The organism is Roseovarius sp. A-2 (assembly GCF_002072155.1).
Classification (GTDB): Bacteria; Pseudomonadota; Alphaproteobacteria; order Rhodobacterales; family Rhodobacteraceae; genus Roseovarius.
In genome coordinates, this window is record NZ_BDIY01000003.1 from 33,833 (window position 1) to 48,837 (window position 15,005).

General features: G+C 63.2%; 12 protein-coding genes. 2 read left to right on the forward strand and 10 right to left on the reverse strand.

Features of this window, described 5'->3' with window-relative positions; all coding sequences use genetic code 11:
* Together pheT and BHD06_RS05520 are read right to left on the reverse strand one after the other, a co-directional pair.
* Nucleotides 1-2,400: a phenylalanine--tRNA ligase subunit beta gene (gene pheT / locus BHD06_RS05515; protein ID WP_080456000.1), complete on the reverse strand. Its 2,400-nt coding sequence runs from the start codon at nucleotides 2,398-2,400 to the stop codon at nucleotides 1-3.
* A gap of 113 nt (nucleotides 2,401-2,513) precedes the next feature.
* Nucleotides 2,514-3,530 (reverse strand): D-cysteine desulfhydrase, encoded by a 1,017-nt coding sequence (locus BHD06_RS05520; protein ID WP_080456001.1) that lies wholly within the window; start codon nucleotides 3,528-3,530, stop codon nucleotides 2,514-2,516.
* Between the two features lie 98 nt (nucleotides 3,531-3,628).
* On the opposite strand from BHD06_RS05520, the gene BHD06_RS05525 reads away from it, so the two are divergent.
* Nucleotides 3,629-4,507 (forward strand): LysR family transcriptional regulator, encoded by an 879-nt coding sequence (locus tag BHD06_RS05525; RefSeq protein ID WP_080456002.1) that lies wholly within the window; start codon nucleotides 3,629-3,631, stop codon nucleotides 4,505-4,507.
* Between the two features lie 69 nt (nucleotides 4,508-4,576).
* A complete protein-coding gene (gene pncB, locus BHD06_RS05530) occupies nucleotides 4,577-5,869 on the forward strand; it encodes a nicotinate phosphoribosyltransferase (protein WP_080456003.1) in 1,293 nt (430 codons plus the stop codon).
* Between the two features lie 11 nt (nucleotides 5,870-5,880).
* Here the strand turns inward: pncB and BHD06_RS05535 are convergent, their stop codons facing one another.
* The 8 genes from BHD06_RS05535 to BHD06_RS05570 all read right to left on the reverse strand — a co-directional run bounded on the left by BHD06_RS05535 (nucleotide 5,881) and on the right by BHD06_RS05570 (nucleotide 14,939).
* The gene (locus BHD06_RS05535) at nucleotides 5,881-6,984 is read right to left on the reverse strand and encodes a flagellar basal body P-ring protein FlgI (RefSeq protein WP_080456004.1); all 1,104 of its coding nucleotides are present in this window, start codon (nucleotides 6,982-6,984) and stop codon (nucleotides 5,881-5,883) included.
* A 14-nt stretch (nucleotides 6,985-6,998) separates the two neighbouring features.
* The gene (locus tag BHD06_RS05540) at nucleotides 6,999-8,006 is read right to left on the reverse strand and encodes a flagellin (RefSeq protein WP_080456005.1); all 1,008 of its coding nucleotides are present in this window, start codon (nucleotides 8,004-8,006) and stop codon (nucleotides 6,999-7,001) included.
* Nucleotides 8,003-9,442: a flagellar hook-associated protein FlgK gene (flgK, locus tag BHD06_RS05545; RefSeq protein ID WP_080456006.1), complete on the reverse strand. Its 1,440-nt coding sequence runs from the start codon at nucleotides 9,440-9,442 to the stop codon at nucleotides 8,003-8,005. Before flgK ends, BHD06_RS05540 begins: the two co-directional genes overlap by 4 nt.
* Nucleotides 9,443-9,471: 29 nt before the next feature.
* The gene (locus BHD06_RS05550) at nucleotides 9,472-10,773 is read right to left on the reverse strand and encodes a flagellar hook protein FlgE (RefSeq protein ID WP_080456306.1); all 1,302 of its coding nucleotides are present in this window, start codon (nucleotides 10,771-10,773) and stop codon (nucleotides 9,472-9,474) included.
* 96 nt (nucleotides 10,774-10,869) lie between these two features.
* Nucleotides 10,870-11,718 (reverse strand): flagellar motor protein MotB, encoded by an 849-nt coding sequence (locus BHD06_RS05555; protein WP_080456007.1) that lies wholly within the window; start codon nucleotides 11,716-11,718, stop codon nucleotides 10,870-10,872.
* Between the two features lie 84 nt (nucleotides 11,719-11,802).
* Complete coding sequence (locus tag BHD06_RS05560; RefSeq protein ID WP_080456008.1) at nucleotides 11,803-13,203, reverse strand: TRAP transporter large permease; 1,401 nt, start codon at nucleotides 13,201-13,203, stop codon at nucleotides 11,803-11,805.
* Between the two features lie 12 nt (nucleotides 13,204-13,215).
* Nucleotides 13,216-13,848 (reverse strand): TRAP transporter small permease subunit, encoded by a 633-nt coding sequence (locus BHD06_RS05565; protein WP_080456009.1) that lies wholly within the window; start codon nucleotides 13,846-13,848, stop codon nucleotides 13,216-13,218.
* Between the two features lie 71 nt (nucleotides 13,849-13,919).
* Entirely contained in the window at nucleotides 13,920-14,939 is a 1,020-nt protein-coding gene (locus BHD06_RS05570; RefSeq protein WP_080456010.1) for a C4-dicarboxylate TRAP transporter substrate-binding protein, read from the reverse strand.
* Nucleotides 14,940-15,005 lie beyond the last annotated feature (66 nt).

Genomic DNA, 15,005 nt, shown 5'->3' on the forward strand with positions numbered 1-15,005 from the left:
TCAGCCGCGCAGCGTGCCGCCCGTGGCCTTGGTGACCTTTTCGATGATCTTGGCCGAAACAGTCTCGATATCGGCCTCTTTCAGCGTGGTGTCGCGGGGCTGCAAGCGGACGGTCATCGCCAGCGATTTCTTGCCCTCGCCCAGAGTGCCGCCGATGAACTCGTCAAAAATGCGCACTGCCTCGATCAGCGCCTTGTCCGCCCCGGCGGCGGCATTGACCAGCGTCAGCGCCTCGACCTCCTGATCGACGACAAAGGCGAAATCGCGCTCCACCGCCTGCAGATCGCTGATCGCCATCGCCCCGCGCGTGGCCGAGGGTTTGCGCGGCAGCGGCACCTCTGCAGGCCAGAGGGTAAAGGCCACCGCCGGCCCCTTCACATCCATCGCGCGCAGCACCTTGGGGTGCAATTCACCAAAGACGCCCATCACCTTCTTGGGGCCAAGGCAAACCATGCCATGCCGCCCCGGATGCCACCACTCCGGTGCACCGCGCAGGATCTGCGCCTTGGCGGGTGCACCGATCGCCGCCAGCACCGCCTCGGCATCCGCCTTGGCGTCATAGAGATCAACGGCACGCGAGGTGCCGTGCACATCCTTGGGTCCGCTCCGTCCGATCAGAACACCGCAGACCTGCAGATGCTGCTCGCCCGGCTCGCCGCCCTGAAACGCATGCCCGACCTCGAAGAGCGCCAGGTCCATGATCCCCCGCGCCTGATTGCGCGCGGCGGCCTGCAACAGCCCGGGCAACAGATCGGGCCGCATATGGCTCATTTCCGAACTGATCGGATTGGCCAGCATCGTCGCCTCATCGCCACCGCCAAAGAGCGTGGCCGAGCCATGGTCGATAAAACTGTAGGTGACGCATTCGTTGTAGCCGAGTGAGGCCATGCTGCGCCGCGCGATTTGTTCGCGCTTTTGTATCGGGCTCAGGATCGGCTTGGGCACACCGGCATCGACACGCGCCATTGGTCGCCCCTTCAGCTTGGTAAGGGACGCGATGCGCGCCACCTCCTCGACCAGATCGGCTTCGCCCAGGATATCGGGCCGCCAGCTTGGCACAAGCGCCATGTTCCCTTCGAGCTTGAAGCCAAGCGCCGTCAGCGTCTGGCGCTGCTCGCTTTCGGGGATATCCATGCCGACCAGCGATTGCACCCGCGCCGGATCGAGCTTGTAGGCCCGGTTCACATCCGGCACCTTGCCCGCAATGACACGGTTCGACGGCACACCGCCACACAGATCGAGGATCATCTGTGTCGCAAGATCAAGCGCCTCCATGTTGAAGGCTGGGTCGATCCCCCGCTCGTTGCGATAGCGCGCGTCGGAATTGATCTTGAGCGCGCGTCCCGTCGTGGCGATCTGGATATGGTCCCACACCGCTGCCTCGAGAAACACGTTCACAGTCTCCTCGGTACAGCCAGTGGCAAGCCCGCCCATGATGCCGCCGATGCTCTCGATTCCGGTCTCATCGGAAATCACCACCTGCCCGGGGCCAAAGGTGTATTCTTTTTCATCCAGGCCCAGGAGCGTCTCGCCCCCTGCGGTGCGGTGCACCCGCAGATCGCCGGTCACCTTGTCGGCATCGAACACATGCAGCGGGCGGTTGCGGTCATAGGTGAAGAAATTTGTGATATCGACCAGGGCCGAGATCGGGCGCAACCCGATGGCGCGCAGCCGATCCTGCAGCCACGCGGGCGACGGCCCGTTCTGCACGTCGCGAATAAGACGCCCGCCAAAGACCTCGCAGCCTCCCGTCGCCGTATCCTCGTCGATCGTCACCTTGATCGGGCAGGCGAACTGCCCCTCGATATTTGCCGTAGATGCGGGCTTCATTGTCCCCAGCCCCCGCGCCGCCAGATCGAGCGCGATGCCCCGCACCCCAAGCGCATCGGGGCGGTTTGGCGTGATCGCGATCTCGATCACCGGATCGACCTTGGCCGGATCATGCACCGCCAGCCAATCGACAAACCGCTCACCCACCTCGCCCGACGGCAGTTCGATGATGCCGTCATGCTCGTCGCTGAGTTCCATCTCGCGCTCCGAGCACATCATGCCGTGGCTCTCGATCCCGCGGATCTTGCCCACGCCGATGGTCGTGTCGATGCCCGGCACGTAGACGCCCGGTTTGGCGATCACCACGGTGATCCCCTCGCGCGCATTGGGCGCGCCGCAGATGATCTGCGTCTCGCCCGCATCGGTCGCAACCTGGCACACCCGCAGCTTATCGGCGTCGGGGTGCTTTTCGGCGCGGATCACCTTGCCTATGGTGAAATCCCCCAGCCGCGCGGTGGGGTCGGAAATGCTCTCCACCTCCAGCCCCAGATCGGTCAGGGTCTCCGCGATCTCCGCCACCGGGGCCGTGGTCTCGAGATGGTCTTTCAGCCAGGACAATGTGAATTTCATGCGTGCTCTTCCGACTGCAAAAATTGGGTCAGACTGCGCTTTACCGGATATGTCGGACATGGAAAACCCCGCATTGCTGCGGGGCTTTGCCGTCGGTCAGCGTGTGATGCCGCTCAGTTTGTCCAGCGGGACGCGAAATCAAACGCGCTGTCATAGCCGAACAGCGCCACCGACCCGCCGGTATGCAGGAACACGACCCGCTCGCCCTTCTTGAAATGGCCCTTGCGGATGAGATCGACAAAGCCTGCCGCGCCTTTTGCCGAATAGACCGGATCGAGCAGGATCGCCTCGAGTTCCGCGAACATCTGAATGGCCTCGATGCCGCTTTTGGTGGGGATGCCATAGCCCTCGCCCACGTAATCGGTATTGGCGACCACGTCCTCTCGCGCCACAACACCGGCACAGCCCAGCTTTTCCGCCGTCGCACAGGCGAGATTGTAGACGTTTTCCTCCTGCTTGGGCTTGGGCGCGCGCACCCCGATGCCCAACAGCGGGATTTGCGCGTTCATCGCCTTGAGCCCGGTGATCAGCCCCGCCTGCGTGCCGGCACTGCCGGTCGCATGCACGATATGGTCGACTTTGAGCGCGCGATCATTGAACTGCGCCAGCATCTCGAAGGCGCAGTTGACATAGCCGAGCGCGCCGGTGGGGTTCGACCCGCCACCGGGGATGGTGTAGACATTGCGACCCTCGGCGCGGAACTTGTCGGCGACCTTCTCCATTTCGGCATTCATGTCACCGCCGCCGGGGCGCTTTTCGGTCGTGGCACCATGCATGTGATCGAGCAGGACGTTGCCGTTATTGTTGTAATTGGCATTGTTCGAGCCAGTCCGATCCTCCAGCAAGATATGGCAATCCAGCCCCAGCTTGGCGGCAAAGGCGGCTGTCTGACGGGCGTGGTTGGATTGCGTGGCGCCTTGGGTCATCACCATGTCCGCGCCCTGCAATTCCGCCTCGGCCATCAGGAATTCCAGCTTGCGGGTCTTGTTGCCGCCCGTGCTGAGACCGGTGCAATCATCCCGCTTGATCCAGATTTCGGGGCCGTTCAATTCCTTGGTCAGCCGGTCCAGCCGCTCCAGCGGGGTCGGCAGATGGGCGATGAAACGGCGGGGGTAACGGGCGAGATGCATTTGAGGTCCTCCATCAAACATGCGTTTCGCGCAGGGTAGGGCGGGACATTCGCCCCGTCTAATGCTATTCTCGCCAAAGATAATGCAAGGTATGCAATATGCGGCTGGATTGGCTCGACGATCTTTTGGCTGTGTCTGACACCGGCTCGCTCGCCCGCGCCGCCGATATGCGCCATGTCAGTCAATCGGCCTTCACCCGCCGTTTGCGTGCCATCGAAGAGGCGCTCGGCACGCCGCTTCTCGACCGAAGCCGCAAACCCGTCACGCTTCTGCCGGATGTCACGGCACAGATCCCCGAGATGCGGAGCCTCGCCACGCAACTGCGCACCCTGCGCGAAACGCTGGCGCACACTTCGGACGCGCGCGGCCTGACACTGGCCTGTCAGCACGCGATCACCACCACCCATTCCCCGGCTATCGTCAGTATCCTCACCGCCCAGGGCGGCCGTCCGGTGCGCGTGCGCTCGGACAACCGAGAGGAATGCCTGCTCCGCCTTTTGTCGGGCGCCGCCGATCTCGCCGTGGTCTATGCCGCGCCCGAGGTCGCCCCCCTGACCCTCGGCCGTGCCTTCGACCGGGTCTCGCTCGGGCTCGAACGCCTGCTGCCGGTGGCGACCCCGCGCCTCATGCAGGGCCCCGACCTTCCCTATATCGCCTATCCCGGTGACGTGTTTCTCGGGCACGTCATGGCGCGCGCGATCCTGCCGCGGATCCCCGCCTCCCGCGTGCTGCGCCGCCGGGCGGAAACCGCGTTGACCCTCGCCGCGCATGAATACGCCCGGCGCGGCATCGGCGTGGCCTGGCTGCCCGAAGGCATGGTGCGCGACGATCTGGCAAGCGGGCGGCTGATTGGCCTCAGTGGCACGCTGCCCGCGCTCGACATGGCGCTCTGGATGATCCGCCTGACCGAGAGTGGCACCGCCCCCTGGGCGCGCGACTGGTCCCGGCTTGTGACCGCACTCGGGTACCCCGGCTGACCGTTCCGCCTTGCACAGCCCTGCCCCCTTTGCTTTAACCGCCGCGATACCCCTGTCGGAGGTCGCAGCATGGTCGACATCGCAACCCGCGTCTACAATCACCGCTGGAAGATGGACCCCATCGTTCGGTCCCTGATTGACACCGATTTCTACAAGCTGCTGATGTGCCAGTCGGTGTTTCGCAATCGGCCCGACACGAATGTCACCTTCTCGCTTATCAATCGAACCACGTCGGTCCGGCTGGCCGAACTGGTGGACGAGGGCGAGTTGCGTGAGCAACTCGATCACATCCGCTCGCTGTCGCTCTCGCGCGGCGAAAGCACCTGGCTGCGCGGCAACACGTTCTACGGCAAGCGCCAGATGTTCACCTCCGAATTCATGGAGTGGTTCGAAGGGTTGACCCTGCCGCCCTACCACCTTGAGGTGCGCGACGGCCAATACGAGCTGACCTTCGAGGGCAAATGGCCCGAGGTCATGCTTTGGGAAATTCCCGCGCTCGCCGTGCTGATGGAATTGCGCGCCCGCGCTGTGCTGGGTCACATGAAAAAATTCGAGCTTCAGGTGCTCTATGCCCGTGCGATGACCAAACTCTGGGAAAAGGTCGAGCGGCTGCGCCCCATCGACGGGCTGCGCATCGCCGATTTCGGCACAAGACGTCGGCATTCCTTTCTCTGGCAGGACTGGTGCGTTCAGGCCATGCGAGAAGGGCTGGGCGAGCGCTTCGTCGGCACCTCGAACTGTCTCATCGCAAAGAACCGCGATCTTGAGGCGATCGGCACCAATGCCCATGAACTGCCGATGGTCTACGCGGCCCTTGCCCCCGATGACGCGAGCCTCGCGCAGGCCCCCTATGACGTGCTGTCGGACTGGCACGAAGAGCATGACGGCAACCTGCGCATCATCCTGCCCGATACCTATGGCACCAAGGGATTTCTCGACAACGCCCCGGACTGGCTGGCGGGCTGGACCGGTATCCGCGTCGATTCCGGCGCGCCCGAGGCGGGGGCCGAAACCGCGATCCGCTGGTGGCAAGACCGTGGCGAGGACCCGCGCCAGAAGATGGTGATCTTCTCCGACGGGCTCGACGTCGACAAGATCATCGAGTTGCAGGCGCGATTCGCCGGTCGCGTGCGCACCTCCTTCGGCTGGGGCACGCTGCTCACCAATGATTTTCGCGGCTTGACCGAGGGTGACGCGCTCGCGCCGTTCTCTTTGGTGTGCAAGGCGGTGTCGACCAACGGGCGACCGACCGTGAAACTATCGGACAACCCGCGCAAGGCCATGGGTCCGGCGGATGAGATCGAGCGCTATCGCCGTGTGTTCGGTGTCGGCGAGCAAGAGGCGCTCGACGTGACCGTCTGAAACCGCTCAGGCTAGCGTACCACGAATTCGGCATGCAGGGCGCCGGCCGCCTTGATACTCTTGAGAATGTCGATCATGTCACGCGGTGCCACGCCGAGCGCATTCAAGCCTGCAATCACTTCGGATAGCGAAGTTCCGGCAGGCACCTCGGCCAGGCCGATCCCCGGCTCTTCCTCGATCTCGGCCTCGGTGCGCGGCACCACGACGGTCTCGCCACGCGCGAAGGGGTTGGGCTGTACCGCAAGCGGCATTTCCTGGACCCGCAAGGTCAGGTTGCCTTGCGACACTGCGACCCGCGAGATCCGAACATCCTGACCCATGACAATCGTGCCAGAGCGTTGATCCACCACCACGCGGGCGCGCCGCTCAGGCTCGACCAGCAGGTTTTCGATCCGTCCAAGGGCATGCGCTGGTGAGGCAGCCTTCATTCTGGCGAAATCGATACGGACCGTACCGGCATCCAGCATCTCCGCGACACCAGGACCGACCGCGCCGTTGATGACCCTTTCGATCCTCCCTGCGGTGGTGAAATCCGGCTCACGAAGGGCGAGGCGAATCCTGTCGAGGCTTGCGAAGTCAAACGCGATCTCGCGCTCGACCCTGGCCCCCGACGGGATGGTCCCGGAGGTCGGCACCCCCTGGACCACGGCGGCCCCTTCCCCTTCGGCGGCAATGCCACCGGCGATAATCGTTCCTTGCGCGACCGCGTAAATCTGCCCGTCCGCACCGTTCAGTGGGGTCATGACCAGCGTCCCACCCAGCAGGCTGTCGGCGTCACCGATCGCGGATACCGTCACGTCGATCTGTCCGCCAGCCCGGGCGAATGGCGGCAATTCGGCGGTCACTAAAACTGACGCTACATTCTTCGGGCGGGACTGTTCGCCCGTGACATTCACCCCGAGTCGTTCGAGGATGTTCGTCATGATCTCTTCGGTGAAAGGGGAATTCCGCAGGCCGTCTCCCGTACCGTTCAACCCGACCACTAGGCCGTAACCAACCAGGTCATTGCCGCGCACGCCGTCGAACTCTACGAGATCCTTGATACGGATCGGCCCGGCGGCAACGGGCAGCGCGAGCATACAGAATGCAAGGCCGATGCGCAGCGCCTGTAACATCCGGTCAATCCGGCTCACAGGAAATTCGCCAAGCTCAGCCGCGAGGCTCGCGCCGTAAGCGTATAGAGGGCTTCCAGTTGAAACTGAACCTGCTGAAGTTCGCCCGCCGTCGCGGATGGGTCGATCGATGTCAGCGTGTTTCGCGCGATTTCGAGGCTGCTCAGTTCCGACGATATTCGGCTTTCGGCTCGGGCCACACGCTCTTCGGCAAAGCCCAGATCGGCGCGCAGCTGCGTCAAGCCGGTCTGTGAGGCAAGAAGGTTTGTACCTGCATCCCGCGCAAGTTCGCTGCGCAGACCGGGCGCGAGAGCAAGCGCGTCATCGTCCAGAAGCGCGGTCAGGGCGGTTTCCTTGATCTGCGCCCGCAGCACGGGATCATCCGCGCGTATGCTCAAACGGACCGACTCGCCGGAGCCGAGGGCGACAGCGCTAAGATCCCCGATACCGCCCTGGTAGACCGAAGTGGCGAAGGCCCCGTCCGGTGCATCGAAGAACGTGTCGAGTCCTTGCCGGATCTCGGCGCCTGTGACGGCACCGGACAGTGCGGTCCGCAATTGGTCCATCAGAACGTCGGCACTGCTCAGCGGTGGTTGCTCGACGCGGTTCCCGGCGAACAGGGACCGTCCCGCCGATGTGCCATTTAGACTGGCAATGATCGTTTCCAGGGCACCGCGTGCTTCGGTCGCGAGTGCCGGTATCGCGGTGCTACTTGAGTCGCTTCCGACTAGGATTGCAGAGGATGCCAGCGACGTACTCGTGTCCTGAATCTGTTCGAGCGCAGCTTGCATGAGGGCCGCGTCGGTTGCGGCGCTGCGTGCCGCGCCGCGATGCGCAACCTGCACGTCGAGCGCGCGTTCGATATCGGCCAGTTGAACGAGATCGCCCGACAGATGCGCAGAGAGATCCGCGGCTCTGCCTGTGGATAATTCCTGGGTCAGACGGTCCATCTGCCGGTTGAGTTCAACACTTTGGCGGCGCAGCGAGAAACTCTGTGCCAGATCGCCGATGGATTGCATGGTCATGCTCCTATCCTCAGAAGGGTCTGCATCAGGTCATCGATGGTCTGGACCAAGCGCGCATTGGCCGCGAAGGCCTGTTCGACCAGAAGCAGACGCTGCAATTCGGCGTCACTGTCCACGCCGTTTTCCAACTCGAGCGACCGCAATTCGTTAGCCTGGGACGTGCCGAAACTAAGCTCACGCTCCGTGGTCAGGCGATCCTGTGCCAGTCGGCTCGCGAAATCCGCGATATGGCCACTCGCATCGCGTATCGCCGACTCCGGGCCGAGGGAGCTGCGCGACGTCAAGGCGTCGCCCATGCGTTGCAGAAGATCGGCATTGCCAGGCGGTCCGGACTCGGTTGCACCCAGACCGTCACGCAATCGCGAGACGACGCCGCCGGATTGCGGATCGACCAAGGGATTGATGGCAAGGCGACTGGCGAGCCCGGTTTCGGTTGCGGGGTCAAGCGCGCTCCCTGCATCGGTGAATAGTCCAGGCGTGCCGGGCGCCTGGGTCGGATCGAGACCGGGTTGTGAGAACCGTTCGATGAAATCCCGGGCTATGGCGTCGAGGCCGGATTGGGCCTCGGTTGCGGCCACGTCACGGTTCTGAAAGAGCGCGGCCAGCTTGCCGCCGGACAGAGGACCCGGGTCGTCAAGGGATATCTCCTGCCCGGCAATGCGTATACCCGAAAGCAGGCCGTTCTCTCGGGTCATATGCGGCGCAACGATTCGTGATGCATCAAACTCGAGATGGGCTGCGCGACCGTCGAGCAGGACAGCGCCGCCGGTGGTCACAAGGGCCACGGCACCGTTGTCCCTTGGCAGTTGGCGCAGTGGTACGATCTGCGCAATGTCGTCGATCGCGGCTTGTCGTTGATCTTCGAGTCCTGCGGTCGCACGCCCGTTCGCTGTGGCTTGCGTGATCTGCCTGTTGAGGGTCGCGACGGAATCCAGCACCGTGTTCAGTGTGTCCACGGTCGCGGCGATCTCGGCATCCGCGCGACTGCGCAGGTCCTGGATACCGTCAGAGACGGCATTCACGTTGGCGCTCAGCGCAGATGCCGCGTCGACCACCGACTGAAGGCGGTTCGGCTCTTCCGGGCGCGCGGCGGCGCTGATCAGGCTGGTTTCGAATGTGGCAAGCCGGGTTGAAAACGCGCCCTCGTCGCCGGGCGTCCCGATCATGCGTTCGAGGGACAGCGCGAAATCGGAGCGTGTTTCGGCGGCGGCTTGCGCGCTGTCGGCCAATCGACGGTCGCCGAGCAGGGCCGTATCGACGAAACGCGTGACGCCGACAATCGACACGCCGCCGTTCTGCCGCGATTCGAGCGCGACCTGCCGCGGGGCGAAGCCCTCGGTCAGGACGTTTGCAATATTGGCGGAGACGGTATCTGCCATGCGGGAACTGGCGTTCAACCCGCTCAGCGCGTTGGACAGGGCCGAGGAAATCGTCATGTCATGCACCTTTCATCGGTCTATGCGACTCAGCGGATGAGGTTCGTGGTTTCCTGCAACATCTCGTCAACGGTCTGGATCACGTTCGCGTTCGAGGAATAGGCGCGTTGCGTCTGGATCATGTCGGTGAGTTCCCGTGCGATATCGGTCGCGGATTCCTGGCGTGCGAAGGAGACCATGTCACCGGTCGGGCCATCCCCGGCGTTCCAGAGAAAGAACGCGCCGCTTTCGGTCGAGGGCAGGAAGGTCTGCTGATCCAGAGAGCGCATGCCATTCGGATTCGGCAGATCGACAAGCGGAACCTGATAGATCACCCGGCTTGCACCGGTATCGAATGTCGCATGCACGAAACCGTTTTCGTCAACCTCGGCAGAGGTCATGTTGCCAACCGGCGAGCCGTCCTTATTGATTGCGAGCGGGGCAAAGGTGTTCGAAAGCTGCGTCAGACCTTCGGACGTGCCGGGCCGTCCGATGTTGATCTCGATCGGGCCGCTCTCGACATTGACGATCACGCGTCCCGTGGCCGGATCATAGGCGCCACCGCTGACATCGGTCACGTCAAGAAGCGTTCCGCCCGTTGCGCGCGCGTCATCGAAGGTCAGGCGATACTCCCCGACAAGCGCGCCATCCTGCGCCGAGTCCGACAGCGTCACTGTCCACTCATTCGATGTGCCATCCGCAGGCACTGTCGGTGTGAAGGCGATCTGTATGGTCTCGGATCTGCCGAGATTGTCGAAATACTCCACCGAGAGCTGTTGCGCCGTGCCATCGCCACCCGCCTCGGTCTCGGTCGCGGGAAGATTGATGCCGAGATTGATGCTCGTCGTCGGTTCGCCGGTCAGCTGGTTGACGTTGATCTGCACCGGTTCCAGCCCTTGGCTTGTGTCGCGCGGGAAGGGTGGCACCGTGCCATCGGCATTCGCCGGCCAACCCAGAAGGACAAGACCGGATTCGGTCACGAGGCGTCCGGCGGAATCGGTCCGGAACGATCCGGTTGAGGTCAGCAACATCTGCGGGTCTCCGTTGGAAACAGCCACATCGCTGGACAGCGCGACGGGCAGGAAGCCACGACCGCGCACCGCCAGATCGGTCGGATTAGACGTGCTGACAAGCGAGCCACCCTGATCGATCAGACGCTGCGTGTTGGCACGCACCCCGCCGGCTGCGAATGTTGCGCCCCCGTCCGAGACGACGAGCGATTCGAAGCTCGTCTCGACCCGGCGGTATCCGAAAGTGGAGGAGTTCGCGATATTGTCGGAAATCGCACCGAGCCGCGAAGCATTGGCGTTGAGCCCCGCCACGCCTGCGTTCAAGGAGGAGGATATCGTCATGATCACGCCTTTCTGCTGTATCGACCAAATCTGGAAGACAGTCATAAGCGCGTATCTTTAACATGCGGCTAACGCCCGTGACATTCGCGACGCGTCTCAGGCAGAGCGCAGCAGAATCACCTCGAGCCGGTTGTTGCGCGGGGCCATCGGATCCTCGACGGCGGGGTTGCGGTCTGCGTGACCGGTGACGCGTTTGACCCGCGCAGACGCGATTCCGTCCTCCTCGAGCAGCATGCGCATCCGGTTGGCACGCTCCGACGAAATGTCCCAGACGGGATTGTCGATCAAGGTGACAGGTCGCGCGCTCACATGCGCTGCGATGGCCATGTCATTCTCGACGAGTTGCGAGACACGCGCGATCAACGCCGCGAGATCCTCGAGCAGGCGCGTTGGCTGCGCGCGCTCGGTGAAAAGCACCGTTGCGCCGAGGTCGAACAGTTCGATCACGAGCCCCTCATCGGTCACGCGCGTGCGGATATGTTGCAGGATGTCGTCCGGGACGAGGCTCTCGCCACTGCTCGCCGTGAGCATATCGGATAGTCGGGCAAAGGCCGCATCCTCCACCGCGCGTTGCTGCGCCGCAGGCTCGGCGGATGTGAGGCCCTGGTCGCCGCGGGCCTGGCGGTTGTCGCTGGTATAGGTGCTGGTCGCGCCGATTCCGTTCTGGGCAAGCGTCTCCTCGGAGAAGACGCTGTCGCCGCCGAACGCGCCGTCACCGCCGCCGGAGATCCGGTTGACCGGCAAGGTGGGACTGAAATAATCGGCGATCCCCTTGCGTTGCTGTTCTGTCGTCGCGTTCAACAACCACATCAGCAGGAAAAAGGCCATCATCGCGGTCACGAAATCGGCATAGGCGACCTTCCAGGCCCCCCCATGGTGCCCGCCATCGGCAATGATCTTTTTCCGTTTGATGATGACCGGTGCCGCGTTGCTGCGCACGTCCATACTCACCACCTTGTCTCACCCGATCCAAGGGGTAGCACACTGCTGATTACCGGTCTGTTAACGCGTCAAGTTTTACGGGCTTCGCTAGGCCAGACTCGGCAACCACAGCACAATCGCCGGGAACGCAACCAGCAGACCAATGGTCACCGCATCGGCCACAAAGAACGGCATCACCCCCTTGAAAACATCCTGCACGCTCAGATCGGGCCGCACACCCGCCACGACGAAACAGTTGAGGCCAATGGGCGGTGTGATCAGGCAGAACTCGGCCATCTTGACCACTAGGATTCCGAACCAGACCGCGCACATTGGCCCCGACATGCCAAACGTGCTGTCGGCAGCAGAGACCATCGCGCCCCCGTTGAGCGCCATCACCGCCGGATAGACGACCGGCAGCGTCAGCAGCAGCATCCCGATCGCGTCCATGAACATGCCCAGCACCGCATAGGCCAGAAGGATGCAGATCAGGATCAGCATGGGCGACAACGTCAGCGAGGTGATCCAGTCGGCGAAGGCCGAGGGCAGATCGGCGAAGCCAAGAAACCGCACATAGATCAGCACCCCCCAGATGATCGTGAAGATCATCACGCTGAGCTTGGCGGTCTCCAGGAGTGCATCCTTCAACTCAGGCCAGCGCATGCCGCGGTAGAGTGCCATCAGGAACACCACGAATGCGCCAATCGCCCCGCCTTCTGTTGGCGTGCCCCAGGCGTCGCCGCCAAACGGGTTATAGACGAAGAAGATAATCGTCACGACGACAAAGACGATGGGCAGGGCGGGGGGCAGCGAGGCAAAGCGCTCACGCCAGGTAAAGCCACCCACCGGCGGGCCAAACCCCTTGATGGTCAGCGCGAGCCCGATGATCAGAAAGGCGTAAACAAAGGCCGAAAACACGCCGGGCACAAAGCCTGCAAGCAGCAGCTTGCCAACATCCTGCTCGACAATGATCGCGTAGATCACCAAGAGTGCCGAGGGCGGGATGAGCGAGGCCAATGTGCCGCCCGCCGCCACGACACCCGCCGCGAAGCGCTTGTCATAGCCGATCTTGAGCATCTCGGGGATGGCGATGCGCGCAAACACCGCCGCCGTCGCCACGCTCGCCCCCGACACGGCGGCAAAGCCAGCCGTGGCAAACACGGTCGAAACCGCGAGACCACCCGGCACCCAGGCAACCCAGCGTTTTGCCGCCTCGAAGAGCGCCTTGGTCAGCCCCGCGTAGTAGGCGAGATAGCCGATCATGATAAAGGTGGGAATCAGGCTCAGCGCTTGCGAACTGACCTTGGAATGCGGCACTTGACCGGCGGTCTTGACCGCGACGGTCAGCGCCCAGAAAAATTCGTCGCCCGCATAGCCCTTCTTGGACCAGAAAATCCAGATCAGCCCGACCGTGCCCGCAAGAGCGGCGGCAAAGGCCACGCGCATGCCCAGAAGGACGACGACCAGCATCAGACCGGTCACGACAAGCCCGATATCTATCGGCTCCATCAAGTGAAATCCTTATTCATCACGGCCGCCGACATGCGCCGCCTCACGTGCGGCCTGTGCCGCGGCATCCTCGATCAGCGGCACCGCAACGGGTCGCTCTGCCCCGGTGAAGAATGCGCGTCCGAAGCCCCAGACCTGCAACATCAGCCGCAGCGAAAGAACGCCGAAGGCAATCGGCGCGAGGATCTTGGCAGGCCAGATCGGCAGCGCGATGTCGATGGTGCTGTCGCGGCTCCACATCGGCGCGTTCCAGTCGAAACTGCGTTCGAAATGCGCCCAACTGCCCCAGACCAGCAGCAGCATCAGCGTCAGAACCGCTAGCGTCGTGATCAACTCGATCAGCCAGAGCGCGCGACCACTGAACAATCCGACGAAAATATCCATCCTGATATGGCCGCCATCGCGCTGCGTATAGGCCACGCCCATAAAGGCAATCAGCGGCATGATCTGTTCGATCCAGTCGACATACCCGGGCAGCGGCTGATTGAAGAAATTGCGCCCGCCGACGGAGAACACTGCCAGCACCATGAGCGAGAACACCGCCAGCCCGCTCAGGAGCGCAAGCTGCCGCTCGATCCGGTAAAGACCGCGATCAAGTTTGCTCAGATTGCTGTTGTCGGACAGGACAGAGGCCGCACCCGCCATGGATCATCTCCTGCTCTGGTCATAAGACTATGGCCCGCGACGTTTCCGCCACGGGCCGACAGGGTCAGAGCTCAGGAGCCGCCCTTGAGCTCTGCCAGCTTGCCGGTGGCGAATTCATAGAGCTCTTGCGCGGGGATCCCACGATTGCTCATGTCCTCGATCCAGGCGGCTGCGGCAGGACCGGCCACTGCCTCTTCGAACTTCGCAAGAGACCCTTCGTCGAAGCTGATCACCTCGATGCCTCGCTCTTCGAGCGCCGGGCCCCAGGCCTCCATCGTGTTGTTCTGGTAATTGGCGACATAGTGGTCGAGCGCCTCGTCGATCGACCCCAACAGCGCCTCGCGGTGTTCATCAGACAGGCCGTCGAGCGCGTCGGTATTCGCCACCACCGGGCAATTCACCGTGCCGGGGTTCAGGTTTGCAGTCCACCACTTGCCGTTCTCGATTGTGCCGAAGGACATATGCGCATGCGGCGCAAAGGCCACGGCCTTGACCACGCCGCTATCCATCGCCTGCCGCACCTCGGTTGCCGACATCGAGGTCGGCACTGCGCCCACGGCCTCCATCGCGGCCCCGATCCCGCCGGTCGCACGCACGCTGAGCCCTTCGAAATCGTCAAGGCCGCGGGGCGCGTCGCCCAGACCCACAAGATTGTATTGGGGCATCGGCGACGGCATCAGCAGCGTCGCATTCCAGCGCGCCAGATCGGCCTTGACCGCCGGCTGATCATAAAGCGCCATCGACAGCGCGGTTTCCTGCTCCAGGTTCTCGACGCCCAGAAACGGCAGTTCCAGCACGGTGATCGTGGGGTTCTTGTCGCGGTGATAGCCCGCGCAGAACTGCGCCATCTCGAACGCCCCGATGGAAATGCCGTCCAGGTTCTCGCGGTTGTTCGACAGGCCGCCATAGCTGATGTTGAGGGTGAATTCGCCGTCGGTCTTCTCGGAAACCAACTCGGCCAGCTTCTCGACATGCTCGGTAAACGCCCGGCGCTTGCCCCAGAGCGAGACGTTCCATTCGGTGGCCATCGCCTCACCGGCAAAGGCGAGGCTGATCGCGGCCACAGCGGTATAACTCAGAAATTTCGGCATGGTTTCTCCTCCCAGATGTCATGCGTCATTTGATGGGCGCTACCTTGGGTCATCCCCGACACGATG

Coding starts and splice junctions, on each gene's coding strand:
- BHD06_RS05535 (WP_080456004.1), bottom strand. CDS start 6,984: ATGTTACAGGCGCTGCGCATCGGCCTTGCATTCTGTATGCTCGCGCTG.
- BHD06_RS05555 (WP_080456007.1), bottom strand. CDS start 11,718: ATGGACGTGCGCAGCAACGCGGCACCGGTCATCATCAAACGGAAAAAG.
- BHD06_RS05550 (WP_080456306.1), bottom strand. CDS start 10,773: ATGACGATATCCTCCTCCTTGAACGCAGGCGTGGCGGGGCTCAACGCC.
- pncB (WP_080456003.1), top strand. CDS start 4,577: ATGGTCGACATCGCAACCCGCGTCTACAATCACCGCTGGAAGATGGAC.
- BHD06_RS05565 (WP_080456009.1), bottom strand. CDS start 13,848: ATGGCGGGTGCGGCCTCTGTCCTGTCCGACAACAGCAATCTGAGCAAA.
- pheT (WP_080456000.1), bottom strand. CDS start 2,400: ATGAAATTCACATTGTCCTGGCTGAAAGACCATCTCGAGACCACGGCC.
- flgK (WP_080456006.1), bottom strand. CDS start 9,442: ATGACGATTTCCTCGGCCCTGTCCAACGCGCTGAGCGGGTTGAACGCC.
- BHD06_RS05520 (WP_080456001.1), bottom strand. CDS start 3,530: ATGCATCTCGCCCGTTACCCCCGCCGTTTCATCGCCCATCTGCCGACC.
- BHD06_RS05540 (WP_080456005.1), bottom strand. CDS start 8,006: ATGACCATGCAATCCATCGGCGATCTGGCACAGAGTTTCTCGCTGCGC.
- BHD06_RS05570 (WP_080456010.1), bottom strand. CDS start 14,939: ATGCCGAAATTTCTGAGTTATACCGCTGTGGCCGCGATCAGCCTCGCC.
- BHD06_RS05560 (WP_080456008.1), bottom strand. CDS start 13,203: ATGGAGCCGATAGATATCGGGCTTGTCGTGACCGGTCTGATGCTGGTC.
- BHD06_RS05525 (WP_080456002.1), top strand. CDS start 3,629: ATGCGGCTGGATTGGCTCGACGATCTTTTGGCTGTGTCTGACACCGGC.